The sequence below is a fragment of the Enterococcus hermanniensis genome, assembly GCF_001885945.1.
In the GTDB taxonomy this organism is placed as follows: domain Bacteria; phylum Bacillota; class Bacilli; order Lactobacillales; family Enterococcaceae; genus Enterococcus_A; species Enterococcus_A hermanniensis.
In genome coordinates this window covers 168,940-184,792 of record NZ_JXKQ01000004.1, presented here as the reverse complement: position 1 = coordinate 184,792, position 15,853 = coordinate 168,940, and the positions used below count along the sequence as shown (strand labels likewise).

At 36.8% G+C, this 15,853-nt stretch carries 19 protein-coding genes; 5 read left to right on the top strand and 14 right to left on the bottom strand.

All coding sequences use genetic code 11. The features are described 5' to 3' along the window. Positions 1-76: 76 nt before the first annotated feature. From comGG to RV04_RS06265, 12 genes are all read right to left on the bottom strand, one after another. Positions 77-442, bottom strand: coding sequence for a competence type IV pilus minor pilin ComGG (gene comGG / locus RV04_RS06320; protein WP_245791060.1), 366 nt, complete (start codon positions 440-442; stop codon positions 77-79). Then, positions 390-812 carry a competence type IV pilus minor pilin ComGF gene (gene comGF, locus RV04_RS06315; protein WP_071857624.1) on the bottom strand — a complete coding sequence of 141 codons (423 nt, stop codon included), beginning with the start codon at positions 810-812 and terminating at the stop codon, positions 390-392. The genes comGG and comGF overlap by 53 nt, the downstream gene beginning before the upstream one ends. Continuing rightward, a complete protein-coding gene (gene comGE, locus RV04_RS06310; RefSeq protein WP_245791059.1) occupies positions 799-1,080 on the bottom strand; it encodes a competence type IV pilus minor pilin ComGE in 282 nt (93 codons plus the stop codon). Before comGE ends, comGF begins: the two co-directional genes overlap by 14 nt. Further along, complete coding sequence (comGD, locus tag RV04_RS06305; RefSeq protein ID WP_245791058.1) at positions 1,058-1,564, bottom strand: competence type IV pilus minor pilin ComGD; 507 nt, start codon at positions 1,562-1,564, stop codon at positions 1,058-1,060. Before comGD ends, comGE begins: the two co-directional genes overlap by 23 nt. Next, positions 1,503-1,781, bottom strand: coding sequence for a competence type IV pilus major pilin ComGC (gene comGC, locus RV04_RS06300; protein WP_071857621.1), 279 nt, complete (start codon positions 1,779-1,781; stop codon positions 1,503-1,505). Before comGC ends, comGD begins: the two co-directional genes overlap by 62 nt. Continuing rightward, positions 1,778-2,791 (bottom strand): competence type IV pilus assembly protein ComGB, encoded by a 1,014-nt coding sequence (gene comGB / locus RV04_RS06295; protein ID WP_071857620.1) that lies wholly within the window; start codon positions 2,789-2,791, stop codon positions 1,778-1,780. The genes comGC and comGB overlap by 4 nt, the downstream gene beginning before the upstream one ends. Further along, a complete protein-coding gene (gene comGA, locus RV04_RS06290; protein WP_071857619.1) occupies positions 2,775-3,701 on the bottom strand; it encodes a competence type IV pilus ATPase ComGA in 927 nt (308 codons plus the stop codon). The genes comGB and comGA overlap by 17 nt, the downstream gene beginning before the upstream one ends. Before the next feature lie 106 nt (positions 3,702-3,807). Then, positions 3,808-4,461, bottom strand: coding sequence for a tRNA (guanosine(46)-N7)-methyltransferase TrmB (gene trmB / locus RV04_RS06285; RefSeq protein ID WP_071857618.1), 654 nt, complete (start codon positions 4,459-4,461; stop codon positions 3,808-3,810). A 92-nt stretch (positions 4,462-4,553) separates the two neighbouring features. Then, a complete protein-coding gene (locus RV04_RS06280) occupies positions 4,554-5,336 on the bottom strand; it encodes a phosphotransferase family protein (RefSeq protein WP_071857617.1) in 783 nt (260 codons plus the stop codon). Positions 5,337-5,425: 89 nt separating this feature from the next. Continuing rightward, positions 5,426-6,295, bottom strand: a complete 870-nt coding sequence (dat, locus tag RV04_RS06275; RefSeq protein WP_071857616.1) for a D-amino-acid transaminase — start codon at positions 6,293-6,295, stop codon at positions 5,426-5,428. A 3-nt stretch (positions 6,296-6,298) separates the two neighbouring features. Continuing rightward, entirely contained in the window at positions 6,299-7,507 is a 1,209-nt protein-coding gene (locus tag RV04_RS06270) for an ABC transporter permease (RefSeq protein ID WP_071857615.1), read from the bottom strand. Then, positions 7,500-8,237, bottom strand: a complete 738-nt coding sequence (locus tag RV04_RS06265) for an ABC transporter ATP-binding protein (RefSeq protein WP_071857614.1) — start codon at positions 8,235-8,237, stop codon at positions 7,500-7,502. The genes RV04_RS06270 and RV04_RS06265 overlap by 8 nt, the downstream gene beginning before the upstream one ends. 189 nt (positions 8,238-8,426) lie before the next feature. Between RV04_RS06265 and RV04_RS06260 the strand changes: the two genes are divergently transcribed. The 5 genes from RV04_RS06260 (at position 8,427) to RV04_RS06240 (ending at position 12,023) form a co-directional block, all read left to right on the top strand. Then, positions 8,427-8,852 carry an HIT family protein gene (locus tag RV04_RS06260; protein WP_071857613.1) on the top strand — a complete coding sequence of 142 codons (426 nt, stop codon included), beginning with the start codon at positions 8,427-8,429 and terminating at the stop codon, positions 8,850-8,852. Beyond that, positions 8,853-9,239 (top strand): YtxH domain-containing protein, encoded by a 387-nt coding sequence (locus RV04_RS06255; RefSeq protein WP_071857612.1) that lies wholly within the window; start codon positions 8,853-8,855, stop codon positions 9,237-9,239. A 151-nt stretch (positions 9,240-9,390) separates the two neighbouring features. After that, the gene (locus tag RV04_RS06250) at positions 9,391-10,404 is read left to right on the top strand and encodes a peptidylprolyl isomerase (protein ID WP_071857611.1); all 1,014 of its coding nucleotides are present in this window, start codon (positions 9,391-9,393) and stop codon (positions 10,402-10,404) included. Positions 10,405-10,496: 92 nt separating this feature from the next. Next, positions 10,497-11,327: an NUDIX hydrolase gene (locus tag RV04_RS06245; protein WP_071857610.1), complete on the top strand. Its 831-nt coding sequence runs from the start codon at positions 10,497-10,499 to the stop codon at positions 11,325-11,327. Between the two features lie 216 nt (positions 11,328-11,543). Further along, positions 11,544-12,023 (top strand): DUF2798 domain-containing protein, encoded by a 480-nt coding sequence (locus RV04_RS06240; RefSeq protein ID WP_071857609.1) that lies wholly within the window; start codon positions 11,544-11,546, stop codon positions 12,021-12,023. Positions 12,024-12,073: 50 nt separating this feature from the next. On the opposite strand, the gene rlmN is transcribed toward RV04_RS06240, so the two are convergent. Beyond that, positions 12,074-13,141 (bottom strand): dual-specificity RNA methyltransferase RlmN, encoded by a 1,068-nt coding sequence (gene rlmN, locus RV04_RS06235; protein WP_071857608.1) that lies wholly within the window; start codon positions 13,139-13,141, stop codon positions 12,074-12,076. Positions 13,142-13,361: 220 nt separating this feature from the next. Further along, on the bottom strand, positions 13,362-15,797 hold the full coding sequence (locus tag RV04_RS06230) for an FtsK/SpoIIIE family DNA translocase (protein WP_071857607.1): 2,436 nt from the start codon (positions 15,795-15,797) through the stop codon (positions 13,362-13,364). Positions 15,798-15,853: the final 56 nt, after the last annotated feature.

Sequence of the window (15,853 nt, the reverse complement as noted above, 5' to 3'; positions counted from 1 at the left end):
ATTTTTGATTTCCTAATTTAGAACAACTGTCTCTTTTTCAGTCATTTAAGCTTATCCTTATTATTTTCTAACTATGTCACTCTGAAGAAATAGATGTGCTATTTTTTTCATAGAAATGATATTTTTTATTTTTAATTTTCACTGTTATTTTCACTTCTTTCCCTTCATTTTGGTAAGTGATTTCCCCTTTATTAAAAAACCAACTACCCTCTTTTTCTTTCAAATTCGGGTAATCAGCTAAGAAAAGTTCTTTAGCTATCCTAGCTTCATACAAGTTTTTAGTCCGAACAACTAGATCCGCTGTTTGGTGATATGCCGTAAGGACATTCAGTAATAATAAACTACATAAAAAAACAGCCAATAGAACGGAAATTAAAATTCCGCCTTGGCTATTCATAGATCCAAATGCCTGTTTTTTGTTTTTCATCAGTGAAGGTAACAATAAATTCCACTCCTTGATTTTTTTCCTGACAATCAAAACGTTTTACATTCGTCAGCAAAGGTTGATAACCTTCAGATTGACGCTTAATTATTTTTTGATTGGAACGCCGTATCGATAGCGGCACTGTTTCATCTTCTATCAATTTTTTTCCGATAATTTCATGTTGTGTCGTTGCTTCATAAGTAAAATCCATTAATTCATTGTCTAACTGAAGTAAAAAGACTTCCCATTCTAATTGGTGATAGCCGCTTAACGCCTGCTCTACTTTATCGACATACTGAATTATTCCGGATAGTAATAATAAAATCCCACTTAGCATCAATAAAGCGACCAAACTTTCCAATAAGGTAAATCCTTTAGTCTTTGACAACCAAAATGCCTCCTTGCGAGTTAGCTGCGCTGTTTTTTTCAAAAGAGATCGTGATTTGATCGTTCAGTGGTTCAACTGAATGTATCCGACACCTCCGTGTTTCATTATATAATTCACGGTATGCACCCAAACTTGCTAAATGCTCTTGGCTTTTAAGCATGAGCTTGCTCGTTGTATTAACATAAGTCATTACCACGAGCATAAGAATCATTAAACTAATCAGACTTTCTAATAAAATATAACCTTTATTTTCTTTCAAATCGGCCACTTCCTAACTGAAACTGGTAAGTAACTTGGTGCATATTTTTTTCTTGTTCATTAAAAATAATCTTTGGAATGCTCCCATTGCCGGGTTGATTGGTCGAAATATTCCCTTTCCCAGCACTAAAAAAAATTGAATATCCACTCACTAATTTGATTGATTCAGGAACTTTCAATATCTTCCAAGGAAACTCTGTCTGTGTGGTAAAGAACACAATCATCTGCTGATCGTCTTGAAATAGACGAATCTGAGTCATTTGATGATCGGTAATCGCTACTTGTTGCAAATGCAAGATCGATTTTTCCAGCTGATAATAAAAATAGTGTTTCTCTAGTTGTTGCTGCCAATTTCGTAAGGCTAGTGTTGGTAACATCACAAAACTAAAAACCAAAAACAAAACGATCAACGTTTCAAGCAAAGTAAAACCGTTATTGTTTACCCGCTTTATACCGCAAATAAGCTTCATATTGATCTGCTTTAACGTATTCATCAACTAAATCATCCTTACCTGGTGTTTTTCCTGGATTTTCTAATTTATATACTTCAATTTGAGTTTCGACGACTTTAGCGATTGCTTCATCACTTTTGTTACTTGCACTGTCTTTTTGCTTGGTCAACTGTGGAACAAATAGCAAAAGCAATAAACTGATGATAAAAAGAACAACTAACATCTCTAATAAGGTAAATCCCGACCACTTCTTTTTCATAATATTCCCTCCATATTAGTCAAAGGCAATAACATTGTGACGTATAAACTCATGATCAATAAAGCAACAATCAAAAAAACGAACGGTTGCAACCAAGAACAAAGAAATTCTAATTGGTTAAAGAAACGACGCCAAATTAACTGGCTGTACGTTAATAGCTCTTTCGCCAAATTCCCCCGTGCTTCACCTTGAAAAATGATGCGGCTAAATTCCTGCGTTAAAAAAGGATAGCGTTTTAATTCTTCTGCTAACGTTCCACCTTTAGATAAACGATTCTTTAAATCACCTGCCATTTCCTGCATCAGTGACCTTCCTTCAATTACTAATATACATTCAATAATTTGATGCAGTTCTAATCCTTGAGCAAATAGCTTTCCCCACTCTAAAGCAAAATAGGCAGAATAATAATTACTAAATAATTTCCCAACTAAGGGGATTTTTGCTAGATAGCAAAAACGAACTAAATAGCTATGACGCCTCCCTAAAAAACGCCAGATTACTACTATGACTATTAATACTACAATCATCCCTAAACCAATCATTGGAATAGTCGTAATTAATTGGACCGAAAAATCATCTGCTCGAATCATTCCACTTGCTAATAATTGTGGCAATAAAAAAAAACGCATGCCCAATAAAATTACAATTAAAAAAATCAACAATAATAGTGGATACGAGATGGCTTTAATAAAATTTTCTCGTTGCTTTTGTACTAACCGCATTTGCTGTGCGATTCCTAATAACGTTTGAGCAAGCTCGCCATGGGATTCAGCTAACTTTATTTGTAAAATTTGATCGCTAGAGTACTCTAAATGTGCAAAACTGGTTGCTAATTGTTTTCCTTGATAACAGTCTTGTTGAATGGATTCTATTAATGGTTTAGAGAATAACCCCGCACTAAGAAAGAATGCCAAAGCTTGCTGCAAACTAAACCCATTTTCTAAAAGATCGCCTAATAAATGTGCAAAATCAATGCGTTGTTTCCGGTTCAATTTATTTTTGTGCCACATCAGCTAGGCCTTCTTCCCAAGTAAACAGCAGTTTTTCCCGATAAAATCGATAACTCATTAATAGTCCTAGCACTTCATCAACGGAAAATAATTCCTGATAAATAACACCACGCAAACACTCATTTAACAAGGTTTCCGTTCCACCTAATTCGAAAATTCGAGCATGTGCAGATTCTAGACTGGAAGCATGAAGTGTTGCGTAAACGCAGTGCCCGGTTAAAGCTGCCCGAATCGCACCTTTAATTGTTTTAGAATCACGGATTTCGCCGATAATCAAAACATCGGGATGGTGTCGTAAAGATAATTTGATTAATTCTTCATAGCTTTGCTGTATTTTTTCATTGACTTGGAGCTGAAGAAAATTTGGTTCTTCAATTTCTACTGGATCTTCAATTGTAATCACTTGTCCTTTGGTTGCTCGAGCTAATTTATACATCAACGTTGTTTTTCCAGAACCAACTGGTCCGCAAAATAAATACAGGCCTCGTTGATTACAATTTTTTTCAATCACAGCCAATTGTTCTGGCAAATGGTACACTTCTGGACTCTGACCGAATTGATGCAAAAAACGTACAACTAAACTTTCTTTATACTTATAGTCACCCACGGTTGAAAGTCGTAAACGCTGAGTTTTATGAGGCAATAAATAAGTGATTGCTCCTAACTGGACTTTTCTTCGTTCGCTGACATCCATTTGACCCAAATATTTAAAACGATTAATCAATTGCATGGCATCATCTGTAGCTAATTGCCCTTTAGTATCATTTGATTGCGCATCAAACTGTTTATACGTATCTCCTCGTCGAAAAAAATAGTGATAATTTTCATTCTTAGGGAGTAGATACAAATCTTGTAGCTGGTGATCACAGCCAAACTGGACCAATCGATCTGAAAATTCTTCAATCTCCATCTTTTCACCTCTAAAACAACATACGTAAAATTAAACTAATTCATAAAAAAAAGAGGTTAAAACAAAAGTATGTCTACTTTTGTTTTAACCTCTTTAATAGTAATTTCTATTTTTTGGTTTTATCTTGGAAGCGTGCCTCTACTCGATAGATACGTTGACCTTTATTTGAAAATTTTTCTTCATATTCTGTCATGATATTTCCTTCAAAGGTACTTTCATGTAAATCTAACCATACTTGTTCTAATACCATGCCATATTTTGAAAAACTACTTAATGAATATTCAAATAATCCTTGATTATCAGTTTTAAAATGAATCTCTCCTGCTGGACGTAAAATCGTTTCATCAACTGCTAAGAAACTTGGAGAAGTTAAGCGGCGTTTTTCATGCTTCGTCTTAGGCCATGGATCTGAGAAGTTCAAATAGATTTGATCGATTTCGCTATCTGCAAAATAATTCGTCAAATCGGACCCATCAACATGCAATAATTGTAAATTTGGCAACTCTAATTCAACTAATTTATCCAGAGCTAATGACAGCACACTGGCTTGCATCTCTATCCCGATATAATTGATTTCAGGATGAGCTGCCGCCATTCCTGTGATGAATTGGCCTTTTCCCATACCGATTTCAATATGGATGGGATGATCATTACCGAAACGTTCCGACCAACGTCCTTTAAAGGCTTCAGGATCTGGTACTACATATTCAGGACGAGCAGCTAACATTTCGGCTGCACCTGGACGATTTCTTACACGCATATTTTTCCTCCAAAAATTATCATTATTATTTTATGTATTTATTTTCAGCCTATAAAAGCTAGAAAACACTGACAAAAAGCTGAACAGAACGTTCAGCTTCCTGCGAAAATTCTTTTCAATTGTACAATTGATTGATTCATGTGACGAAACTCTTTACGTTTGTATTGGCGAGAAATCTCTAACAGTAGACTCATCAAGCCATACCAGTAAATCCGTTCCATATTTTCATCGGTTGGTCGAATTCCATAACGAACCAACCATTTGCTCCAACTTGATAAAGGAACATAATTTCCTAAAATCGTTCCGATATCTAGAGCAGGATCAGCAAACATGACTGAATCCCAGTCAACTAAATAAAGATAGTTCGAACAAACCAACCAATTGCGATGATTGACATCACCATGGACCACAGTATAATTTTTCTTAGCATATGTGGGAATATTTTTTTTCAAATAATTATAAACTAATTCAATAAAACCATTTTGCTCGATCATCGTAGGCAAATTGGCTTCATAATTGGCTAAAAGTTGTTGCGGTGTCACCTGGCGACCGCCCATTCTTTTTAGCATCGTCTTCAAAGAAGGTGAATGATGCAAATGATATAAAACATCCACGACATCATTTCTTCGCGCGATTTCTTCTGGTTCTAGGATGCGCCCATCTAACCATTCTTGCGCGGTTAGTGTGTCACCATTTCCGGTCCGCTTAATCCACACAAGTTTTGGTGCGATCCCTTCACGAGACAAAGCAGCCAACATCGGGGTGGTATTTCGTTTAATGAAGACGCGATCTTCATCACGATAACCGATATAGGTTTTTCCCGTATCACCCTTGATCGGTTGCACGCGCCAGTCACTATCCAACTGAAATTCCATTCCCAAGGCCCTCCCCTAGCATTTTAAACGTATTTCCTATTTTAGTCGGGGATGGTCGCTTCGTCAAGAGGATGTATGTTCTTATTAGATTATTTTTCATTAAGATGTGATTGGACAGTTAATTGAATGGCCTCAATATACGCATTCAATAATTTTTTAGTCAGCTTTCCAGGCATCCCTTCACCAATTTTTTGATCATCGATTTCTACGATCGGCATGATTTCTGCGACAGAACTTGTTTTGAAACATTCATCCGCAGCCAATAATGCTTCTCTTGTAAAAGCTTCTTCTCGGACTTCAAGTCCAAATGCTTTAGCAATCTCGCGGATTTTTATTTTGGCTATTCCGGGCAAGACAAGATTTCCGTCAGGATGGGTATACAAGATATCATTTTTTACCATCCATAAATTAGAAGCTGAAGCCTCAGTCACGAAACCATCACGGACTAAGACAGCTTCTTCGTAACCCTTTTGTTTAGCTTCATCTAAGGCTAAAAGATTCCCTAATAAACTGATCGATTTGATGTCGCAATGTAGCCAACGTTTATCTTCAACAAAACCTGCACGAATCCCAATATTTTGTTTTGCTGCTGGGCGAGTAACTGCTTGGACATCTGCTGTCAGTACAGGTGTGACTTCTTTAGGATCCGGAAAATCGTGTAAACGTGGTTTGGCAACACCACGTGTGACTTGAAAATAGATCCGTGCATTAGCTAAACCAACTTCTTTCACTAATCGATGCAGACGTTGACTTAGTTCTTCACGTGTAAAAGGCAGCACCATGCGTATTTTTTCTGCACTGACCCATAAACGGTCCAAATGCTCCTTTTCCATGTACATGCAGCCATCATAAATACGAATCACTTCATAGATTCCATCACCAAATTGATAACCACGGTCTTCAAAATCAATCGCAACTTCTGAATCTTCGAGTATTTGATCGTTCCATAATATTTTCATCTATTATTCCTCCATTTTTTTTATACGTTTTGGGAGATATAACCAACTGAATAAACCAATCTCAACCAAGAGTACCACGAATAAAAGCAAACTTTGTCCGATCGATACTTGGAAGAGACTGCACAATGCAAAAATAAATGCAGTTGCGATTAATAAAATCCCCATTAATTTTTGTAAGGCTGCACGTTTATATTTTATTGCTACCGGATAAAGCTGTGTAGCTCCAATATAATCAAATTGACCATATAATGGAATCATTTGGAAGCCAATCAAGTAGATGAACAATAGGCTGACACCGACAATAAAGCGAAAATCATTCAATGAAACCAATAAAACTCCGCCGACAATCAATAAGCGGAAGAATAATCCACCAAATTCCGCTCCTCGCAAGGCTCCTCTTGCAAACAAATATAAATATGTGTTTTCTTGTTTGAATGTGATGCGTGCTAAAAGTCCATCGAGATATTTTCGACGCCGTACTTTCGCTTCGATTTCTGGCACATCTGTAAACAAATTGATGAATTGATAGATTCGATGCAAACGTGCATTTTCTCGCTCAATCATCTTACTCCAATCGAGTAATCGTCCCTTTTCTTTGGTTAATACATAAAAAATACTGGCTATCACCAACCCTAGAATCGTTCCAAAAACTGCCCCTAAATATAGACTAATCCAAATGACAACACCACTAAGTAAAAACCAACCTAGCATTAAGTAAGCCGTCGCGTTTTTTGTATTTTGAAAACACGCGAAACGTTGCACACGTAAATTAGCGAACTTCAAACTCCAAAGCATAGCTAAGTACAGAAAAAAAGTTGCGAAACTCACTTGTTTAGTCAAAACTACTAAAGGCAATAACGCCCCACAAACTAATAGTTCAATAAAAAAGGGTATTCCAATCGAATGGCGCACGCCTTGTGACAGGTAGCTACCCATGGCTTTTTCTTTCGGCAATAAAAAAGTCATATCTGCTGGTTCGACTAAAGTAGCCAAGCGTCCAAATGGTAAAAGCACCCACCAAATGATTCCGACGATTGGTAGACCCCAGACGAAATCAGTCGGTAACCCTTTCAATAAATTTGAATAATAAAAAGCAAGTCCACCCACCAAAAATAAACATACTAAAACAAAATGATCATTGAAAACATAACGCATATACTTCATCATTTTCTTTTGGTGACGTTGACGCCGCAATCGAAAAAAATCAAGCATGTTCTTTCTCCTTTGTTAAAGCAATATAGATTTCATCTAACGAAGAGCCTGGCAAATTAAATTCTTGTTGTAATTCTTCTAAAGTTCCTTGGGCTCGGACTTCACCTTCGTGTAAGACGACAAAACGATCACAATACTTTTCAGCTGTCGCTAAGATATGCGTCGACATTAAGATAGCCGCGCCTTGCTCTTTCATTGTCACCATCAATTCTAATAAGGCATTGATCGCCAATGGATCTAGACCTAAAAAAGGTTCATCAATGATATAAAGACTTGGTTGGATCAAAAAGGCACATAAAACCATGACTTTTTGTTTCATTCCTTTAGAAAAATTGACCGGGAACCATTCCAAACGATTTTCTAAACGGAATGTTTTTAACAATGTTTCTGCCCGCTGCATCGCTTCCTCTTTTGGGATACCATAAGCCATTGCTGTTACTTCAATATGTTCACGTAACGTCAATTCCTCATATAATGAGGGCGTTTCTGGGATATAACCGATTTTTTTACGGTAATTTTCTGGATCTTGTTGTAGCGTCAGGCCATCAACCGTGATTGTTCCTTTTTGGGGCGTCAATAAGCCGATAATATTTTTTATCGTTGTTGATTTTCCGGCTCCATTCAAACCAATCAAGCCGATCATTTCATTATTTTCGACATTAAAGTTGATATCTTTTAAAACAGGCAAGTGTCCATAACCGCCGGTAACGTGCTGAATTTGTAAACTCATCTTTTCCCCTCCGTTTTCTTAGTTAATATTATAGCAGAATCTCCAATTTTTTTAATCTTCTCCTGACCTTTTCGACGCACAAGTCTTGGAAGTTATGGTAAAGTTAAGGAAGAAATTTGAGTCGCAATGGATGTTTTATCCAATAGCGATATAAAAAAATAACCCTCGATCTAAGAAAGGATGTTCACCATGGAAGACTGCATTTTTTGCAAGATTATCAACCAAGAAATCCCAAGTTACAAAATTTATGAGGATGAAAAAGTATATGCCTTTTTAGATATCTCTCAAACAACCAAAGGACATACACTAGTTGTCCCTAAAAAACATGTAACCGACATTTTTGAATACGACGAAGCGTTGGCTGCTGATGTATTTACGCGAATTCCTAAAATTGCTCGAGCATTAGAAAAAGCTTTTCCTGAAATGAATGGATTGAATATCTTGAACAATAATAAAGAGTTGGCTTATCAATCGGTCTTCCATTCACATGTTCATTTAGTCCCACGTTACAGCAAAAAAGACGATTTTTCGATCCATTTTGGTAATCATGCGGAACAATATACACCTGAAGAAATGCAAACAATCACAGATAAAATTAAAGAGCAGGTGAAATAAATGGGCTTTTTTAAAGGAATTTTATTTGGCGCTGGTATCGGAACCTTGAGCGGATTATTGTTAGCCCCTCGTAAAGGTGAAGACACGCGTGACAAGCTGATCAGTAATACCCGCGAATTGGTTGAATTGACCGATGCGTTGAATGATAATCTGACCGATTTTCGCCGATCACTCGTTACGTTGAAAGGAACGTTTGATACTTTAGTGCCGGCTTTCAAATCCGGTGTGGAAAAGGATGTTGAAGATTTTCGCTTCCAAGCCGAACCAAGGATTCAACAAATCCAAGATCAATTAGAAAAAATCAATCAAGCCCTACCTCAAATGGCCGAAAGTACGACAATCAAAAATGGGCGCTTTTCTTTGAATCGTCCAAATGATACGAAGTAATTTTATTTAATTCTGCTTAAGGAAATGTGCTTTTAGTGTGAATTTTCTCGGAAACTATTTTTAATCACTTTCTTTTGTAAATTTAGGTATGGTATAGTTGAAAAGGAATAACGAACGTATGAAAATTTAATTTAGGAGTTGTAACACAAACATGAAGAAAAAAATCTTATTAGCTGCTGCTGGATTATTCAGCGTAGTAGTCCTAGGTGCTTGTTCTGGAAGTTCAAGCCAAGAAATCGCAACAATGAAAGGCGGTAAAATCACCGTCGAAGACTTCTATAATGAAGCCAAGAAAGAACAAACCAACCAAAGCTTGGTGCGTAATATGATCATCTATAAAGTCTTTGAAAATGCTTATGGCGATAAAGTAACGGATAAACAAGTCGACAAAGCTTACAATGAACAAAAAGAATCATTAGGTGATAGTTTTGATACTCAATTAAAATCTGCCGGTTATACAACGAAAACCTTTAAAGAGTATTTGAAACAATCATTAGCATTCCAAGAAGGTCTAAAAGCTCACGTTAAAGTAACGGACAAAGATTTAAAAACGGCTTGGGAATCGTTCCATCCAGAAGTAACAGCTCGTATTATCCAAGCAAGCAGCGAAGATGATGCAAAAGCAATCAAAAAACAATTAGATGACAAAGGTGATTTCGCAAAAATTGCGAAAGAAAAATCACAAGATTCTACTACTAAAGCAGATGGTGGTAAAATTAAATTTAGCTCTCAATCATCAAGTGTTCCTTCTGAAGTCAAAGAAGCAGCCTTCAAATTGAAAAATGGTGAAGTTTCTGACGTGATTTCAACAACAGATTCTTCTACTTACCAAACAAGTTATTATATTGTAAAAATGGAGAAAACTTCTTCTAAAGGCAATGACATGGACAAATACAAAAAAGAATTGAAAAAAATCGCAGAAGATACGCAAATGACTGACCAAACATTCACTTCTGAAGTTATTGCTAAAGAATTGAAAAAAGCCAATGTTAAGATCAAAGATGATTCATTCGAAAATATCTTATCTGATTTCCTAACTACAAATAGTTCTTCAAGTGCAGCAACAAATAGTTCTTCAAGCAAAAAAGCAACAAGTACTTCTTCAACTGAATCAAGTACTGAAGCAACTGATTCAAGCACTGCTTCAACAGATTCATCAAAATAAATAAAAAAAGGAGAACTCCAAGCGGAGTTCCCCTTTTTTTTTATTCATGCTACAATAAAAACGAGAATACTTATAGGAGAATAGGTGAAAAAATGAAATCATTTGCCTCTAAAGAAGCAGAAAAAGATTATTATGAACACGAAGCCGACGAAGCAGAATTCGTTGCTTGGTATAAAGAACAAGAACATCCTGAATACGATAAACCTTCAGTAACGGTTGATATCGTCATCATGGGTTATAACAAGGAAGAAGATCAACTAAAAATCTTGTTGATTCAACGTCGAGGAAATCCCTATCGTAATTCGTGGGCCTTACCTGGTGGCTTTGTCGAACGAAATGAATCAACTAACGATAGTGTCCGTCGAGAAACTGCTGAAGAAACTGGACTTACGATTGAACGAAAAAATGTTGAACAACTTCATACATTCAGCTCGCCAAATCGAGATCCTCGTGGTTGGGTTATCACAGTTAGTTATCTAGCCTTTATCGGACAAGTACCGCCAACCGCTGGAGATGATACGCAAGATGCCCGTTGGTTCAATTTGGAACGTCGTGGCGAAACCATCTATCTCACTAGTGACGATGATATCTCAATTGAAATCGACTTAGCAACCGGCAAATCCATTGGTAAAGACACGTTAGCTTTTGACCATAATGAAATTATCCGCAAAGCATTCAATCGAGTCGTCAACAAAATGGATCATGAACCATTGATTTTACAAGTTTTAGGCGAAGAATTCACTATTACAGAAGCTCGTAAAGTTTTTGCAAAATTTTTAGGTGTTGATTTTAAGACCGTTGACCATTCAAACTTTAAAAAAGCGATGCTTCAGTATTTTGATGAGATCGGTGAGCGTCCGGTTGGAATTGGACGTCCCTCTAAAATATATCGCTTAAAAGACGAGCTTGGTGAAAAGAAATAATTTTATTGAAAAAAAATGAAAATTTCACTTATATCAAATTGAAAAATATGCTTATAATAGGAAGTAGTAAAATTTGACTTTCCATAACGCAGTGAAGATCCCTAAGTGGCTATCGTAGCGAGTTATACGATGGCCACTTTTTTGCTGTCTTAAAGGATTGATTATTAAATTATTTAATAGTTAAGAATTTAAGTAAATACTATTAGGAGGATTTTTATGCCAACAAATAAAAGAGAAAGTTTCGTTTATTCATTGATTATGTGTTTTGTGATGGTTTTTTGGATGAGTATGTACAATGTCGGAATGAATGCTGGAGCATTCAATGGAGAAATTATTAAAACAGCCTGGGTAGGTCTTCCCTTAGGTTACCTATGTGCCTTTCTTTTAGATTGGTTCGTCGTTTCAGGACCAGCTAAGAAATTTGCTTTCAAATTATTACCTGAAGCCCCTAGTACATTGCGAATGGTTCTTACAATTTCAACCTGTATGGTCTTACCAATGGTCATCTTTATGTCCTTATACGGAAGCATTGAAGTATTAAGCCATACCCACCAATGGAATCAGTTATTTATTATGTGGGGGACCAATATTTTGAAAAACGTAATCATGGCCTTGCCTTTTCAATTAATCATTGCTGGCCCACTAGCTCGTAAAATTTTTAGAACAATCTTCCCAGTTGGAACCATTGTTGCTTAAAATACTAGCAAAAAAAGCCCCACATAATAATATGTGGGGCTTTTTTGTCTTTATTTTGCAGCTTCTTTTTTCATTTGTTTACTACGAAGTTGTCCACAGGCAGCATCGATATCTGTACCATGTTCTTTACGAACTACACAGTTGATTCCGTTCTTTTTCAACACATCATAAAAACGTAAAACATCTGCTTTTGAACTACGAGAATATTGATCGTGTTCACTTACTGGATTGTACGGAATCAAATTGACGTAGACTAATTTTTTCTTGTCTTTCATCAAGTCTGCTAATTCTTGGGCATGCTCAGGCCGATCATTCACTCCTGATAACATAATATACTCAAATGTTACCCGACGATTGGTTTGTTCGATATAGTAATCAACAGCAGCCATCAATTTTTCAATTGGAAAACTACGATTAATTCGCATAATCGATGAGCGTACTTCATTATTTGGTGCATGTAATGAAATCGCTAAGTTTACTTGTAACCCATTCTCAGCAAATTTTTTGATTTTTGGCACCAAACCACTAGTAGAAACAGTGATATGACGAGCACCAATCGCCATTCCCTTGTCATCATTGATGACATGAAGGAAATTCATCACGTTGTCATAATTATCGAATGGCTCACCGATTCCCATTACTACCACGTGTGAGACACGCTCTTCTTCCCCACGCTCATCAAAATAATGTTGAACCAACATGATTTGAGCAACGATTTCACCCGCCGTTAAGTCACGTTGTTTCTTTAATAAACCTGAAGCACAGAATGTACAACCGATATTACAGCCTACTTGAGTCGTTACACATACAGATAAACCATATTCTTGACGCATCAAAACGGTTTCGATCATCAAGTGATCAGGTAATTCAAATAAATATTTTACTGTTCCATCACTTGCTTCTTGTACAACAAGTTGTTTTAACGGATTGATAATAAAGTTTTCTTCCAACAAAGCAATTGTTTGTTTTGAAATATTACTCATCTCTGAAAATTCAGAAATGCGTTGACGATATAACCATTCCCAAACTTGTGTTGCGCGAAATTTTTTCTCTCCGTGTTCAATAAACCACTCGACTAATTCTTCTCTTCTCAAACCATAGATTGAGGGTTTTTCCAAGGTGATTCCTCCTAATTCATTTCAACGTACTTATTTATAGGATTTTTCAATTAACCGCATCCTTCATAAAAAAAGGAATGCTCCTATTTCGTACCAATAAACGCTTTTTCGTGAAAAACGTTCAAGATATTCGTTACATACTATAACTGATTCAAAAAGATAAAACAATCAACTTTGAAAAAAAGAAAAAAATAGCCTAGATTTCTCTAGACTATCTTAACTATTCATCCAATGGATTTTCGATTTCTTCTTCGACTTTTTGTAATAAAACTTCTCGTGGTTTGCTTCCTGTCGAAGGTCCGATCACACCATGTTCTTCTAATTCATCTACGATCCGAGCGGCTCGATTGTAACCGATACGGAAGCGACGTTGCAAAAGTGAAATACTTGCTGTCTGCATTTCGATCACTAATGATTTTGCATCTTCATATAGTTCATCTTGTGGTGTTTCTGACGGCGAAGAAGTCGTCTCTTCTGTCGGCATCATTTTTTCTTCATAATGAGCTTCTTGTTGATCAGAAACGAAGGTGACTAATTCTTCGACTTCATGATCTGAAATAAAGGCCCCTTGGACGCGAATCGGTTTATTCTCTCCCATTGGTAAGAACAGCATATCGCCGCGACCTAGTAATTTCTCAGCTCCATTGCCATCAATGATCGTCCGTGAATCCGTACCACTAGAAACGGCAAACGCAATTCGCGAAGGCACGTTCGCTTTAATGATCCCCGTGATAACATCAACGCTGGGTCTTTGTGTAGCCAAAATCATATGGATCCCGGCTGCTCGGGCCATTTGTGCTAAACGAATGATTGCATCTTCGACTTCGTTACTTGCTACCATCATCAAGTCCGCCAATTCATCTACGATTACCACAATAAATGGTAAGATCGGACGATTTTGCCCATCTTCTAAATTCTTTTGAATCACTAATTCATTGAAACCAGTAATATTTCGAACACCAGTAGCTGCAAATTTTTCATACCGTTCTTCCATTTCTTGAACGACTTTTTGCAATGCCTGTGCAGCTTTTCTTGGGTTAGTAACTACGGGAGTCAATAAATGAGGAATCCCATTGTAAACATTCAATTCAACCATTTTTGGATCGATCATCATCAGTTTAACTTCATTTGGTTTGGCTCGCATCAAAATGCTAGCAATAATCCCATTGATTGCTACAGATTTCCCACTACCAGTTGATCCTGCAATCAATAAATGGGGCATTTTAGTTAAGTCCGCGGTTCTTACCAAACCAGAGATATCTCTTCCTAATGGTACTTCTAAAATTTTGTCTGGATGATTGGGTTGTGATTCGATGATATCACGGAACGAAACCGTGCTGACCGTACTATTAGGTACTTCGATTCCAATCAATGATTTTCCAGGAATTGGTGCTTCCATCCGGACATCTTTCGCAGCCAAAGCTAAAGCAATATCATCCGTCAAATTGACGATTTTACTAACTTTCACTCCGACAGCTGGTTGAACTTCAAATTTTGTAACCGATGGTCCTAAACTAGCTTTGACTACTTTGGCATCCACACCAAAACTATTGAAGGTTTTTTCTAGTACTTTGATGTTTTGTTCGATTTTTTTGTACTCATCACTTTGGTCCGCAGCTGGAATCGAATCTAACAAGGTTGAAGGTGGTAATTGATAATCATGATCTTCCGGTTCGGCACTGATCTCAAATTCTAAATCACCAGGATCATCGATATCTTCTTCATCAAATTGTGCTTCCAATGATTTACTTGGTATAGGTGTAGCTAACGGCTCTAAATTTTCTTGAAAGCCTTCAATTGGAACCAAGGTCATTTGTTCCGGTGTTTTAGCAGTTGGTTCTCGTTCGACCGGAACTTCCTGACTTTCTTGTGCCAATTGTTCCCCTGCACTCATCGAGCGTGCTTGATTCTTTTCTCGTTCGACAGCTCTAGCTTCCATTTTTGCTTGTTCAATAGCTTGTTTCTCTGCTTTAGCTTGTGCTTTTTGAACTTGCTGTGCCTGACGAGCTTCTTTTTTAGCTACGCGTTCAGCTTTTTTGTCATCAGACTCCGAAAATTTTTCTTGGATCATTTCAGAAAAATCAGCCAGATAATCGACTACTTGATTAAATTCTAATAAACTGAACAAGAAAATTCCTAACATTAAAAGCAAGATTGCAATCAAATAGCTCCCAACCTGTGAAACTAAGAAGTGCGTCAGACCATATAAAATTCCGCCTAGCATTCCGCCACCCACATTTTGAGTGATACGGTTTCCTAAGAAATCCGTCATCAATAGATCCCAAGTCGTTTTTAAAATATTCGGATCTTTATCTTGAACATTAGCAAATAAATGCGCATGCATCAGTAATAAAATCCCTAAATAAAAGACGCCCACACCCGCTAAACGGCGTGGTTTCGACAAGCGTAAACTTGTATTCTTTATTACTAATAACACACCATATATTGCTAATACTATCGCTAAGAACTGATAGGTATTTCCACCGATCATGCGTAAAACATTTGCAATCAAATTTCCTAAAAAACCTAAATTAAACAAGGAGAAAAATGCAAACAGAATAAATAAAAGTCCCATGCCGATAATCAAGCGCTGTTCCTGCAGTTGTTTTTGTTTTTTGGTTTTTCTTTTTTTCTTTGTACGCTTTTTCTGCGCCATGCTATCCCTCTTTCCATTCTGTCTTATTATACAAAAAAAAGAAGGCGAACAAAAGT

Bases quoted from the DNA above. Each gene is read 5' to 3' on its own strand.
- comGA (WP_071857619.1), bottom strand. From the start codon at position 3,701: ATGGAGATTGAAGAATTTTCAGATCGATTGGTCCAGTTTGGCTGTGAT.
- RV04_RS06240 (WP_071857609.1), top strand. From the start codon at position 11,544: ATGCCAACAAATAAAAGAGAAAGTTTCGTTTATTCATTGATTATGTGT.
- RV04_RS06245 (WP_071857610.1), top strand. From the start codon at position 10,497: ATGAAATCATTTGCCTCTAAAGAAGCAGAAAAAGATTATTATGAACAC.
- RV04_RS06265 (WP_071857614.1), bottom strand. From the start codon at position 8,237: ATGAGTTTACAAATTCAGCACGTTACCGGCGGTTATGGACACTTGCCT.
- RV04_RS06270 (WP_071857615.1), bottom strand. From the start codon at position 7,507: ATGCTTGATTTTTTTCGATTGCGGCGTCAACGTCACCAAAAGAAAATG.
- RV04_RS06230 (WP_071857607.1), bottom strand. From the start codon at position 15,797: ATGGCGCAGAAAAAGCGTACAAAGAAAAAAAGAAAAACCAAAAAACAA.
- comGC (WP_071857621.1), bottom strand. From the start codon at position 1,781: ATGAAAAAGAAGTGGTCGGGATTTACCTTATTAGAGATGTTAGTTGTT.
- comGD (WP_245791058.1), bottom strand. From the start codon at position 1,564: ATGAATACGTTAAAGCAGATCAATATGAAGCTTATTTGCGGTATAAAG.
- RV04_RS06250 (WP_071857611.1), top strand. From the start codon at position 9,391: ATGAAGAAAAAAATCTTATTAGCTGCTGCTGGATTATTCAGCGTAGTA.
- RV04_RS06260 (WP_071857613.1), top strand. From the start codon at position 8,427: ATGGAAGACTGCATTTTTTGCAAGATTATCAACCAAGAAATCCCAAGT.
- comGB (WP_071857620.1), bottom strand. From the start codon at position 2,791: ATGTGGCACAAAAATAAATTGAACCGGAAACAACGCATTGATTTTGCA.
- RV04_RS06255 (WP_071857612.1), top strand. From the start codon at position 8,853: ATGGGCTTTTTTAAAGGAATTTTATTTGGCGCTGGTATCGGAACCTTG.
- RV04_RS06280 (WP_071857617.1), bottom strand. From the start codon at position 5,336: ATGGAATTTCAGTTGGATAGTGACTGGCGCGTGCAACCGATCAAGGGT.
- trmB (WP_071857618.1), bottom strand. From the start codon at position 4,461: ATGCGTGTAAGAAATCGTCCAGGTGCAGCCGAAATGTTAGCTGCTCGT.
- dat (WP_071857616.1), bottom strand. From the start codon at position 6,295: ATGAAAATATTATGGAACGATCAAATACTCGAAGATTCAGAAGTTGCG.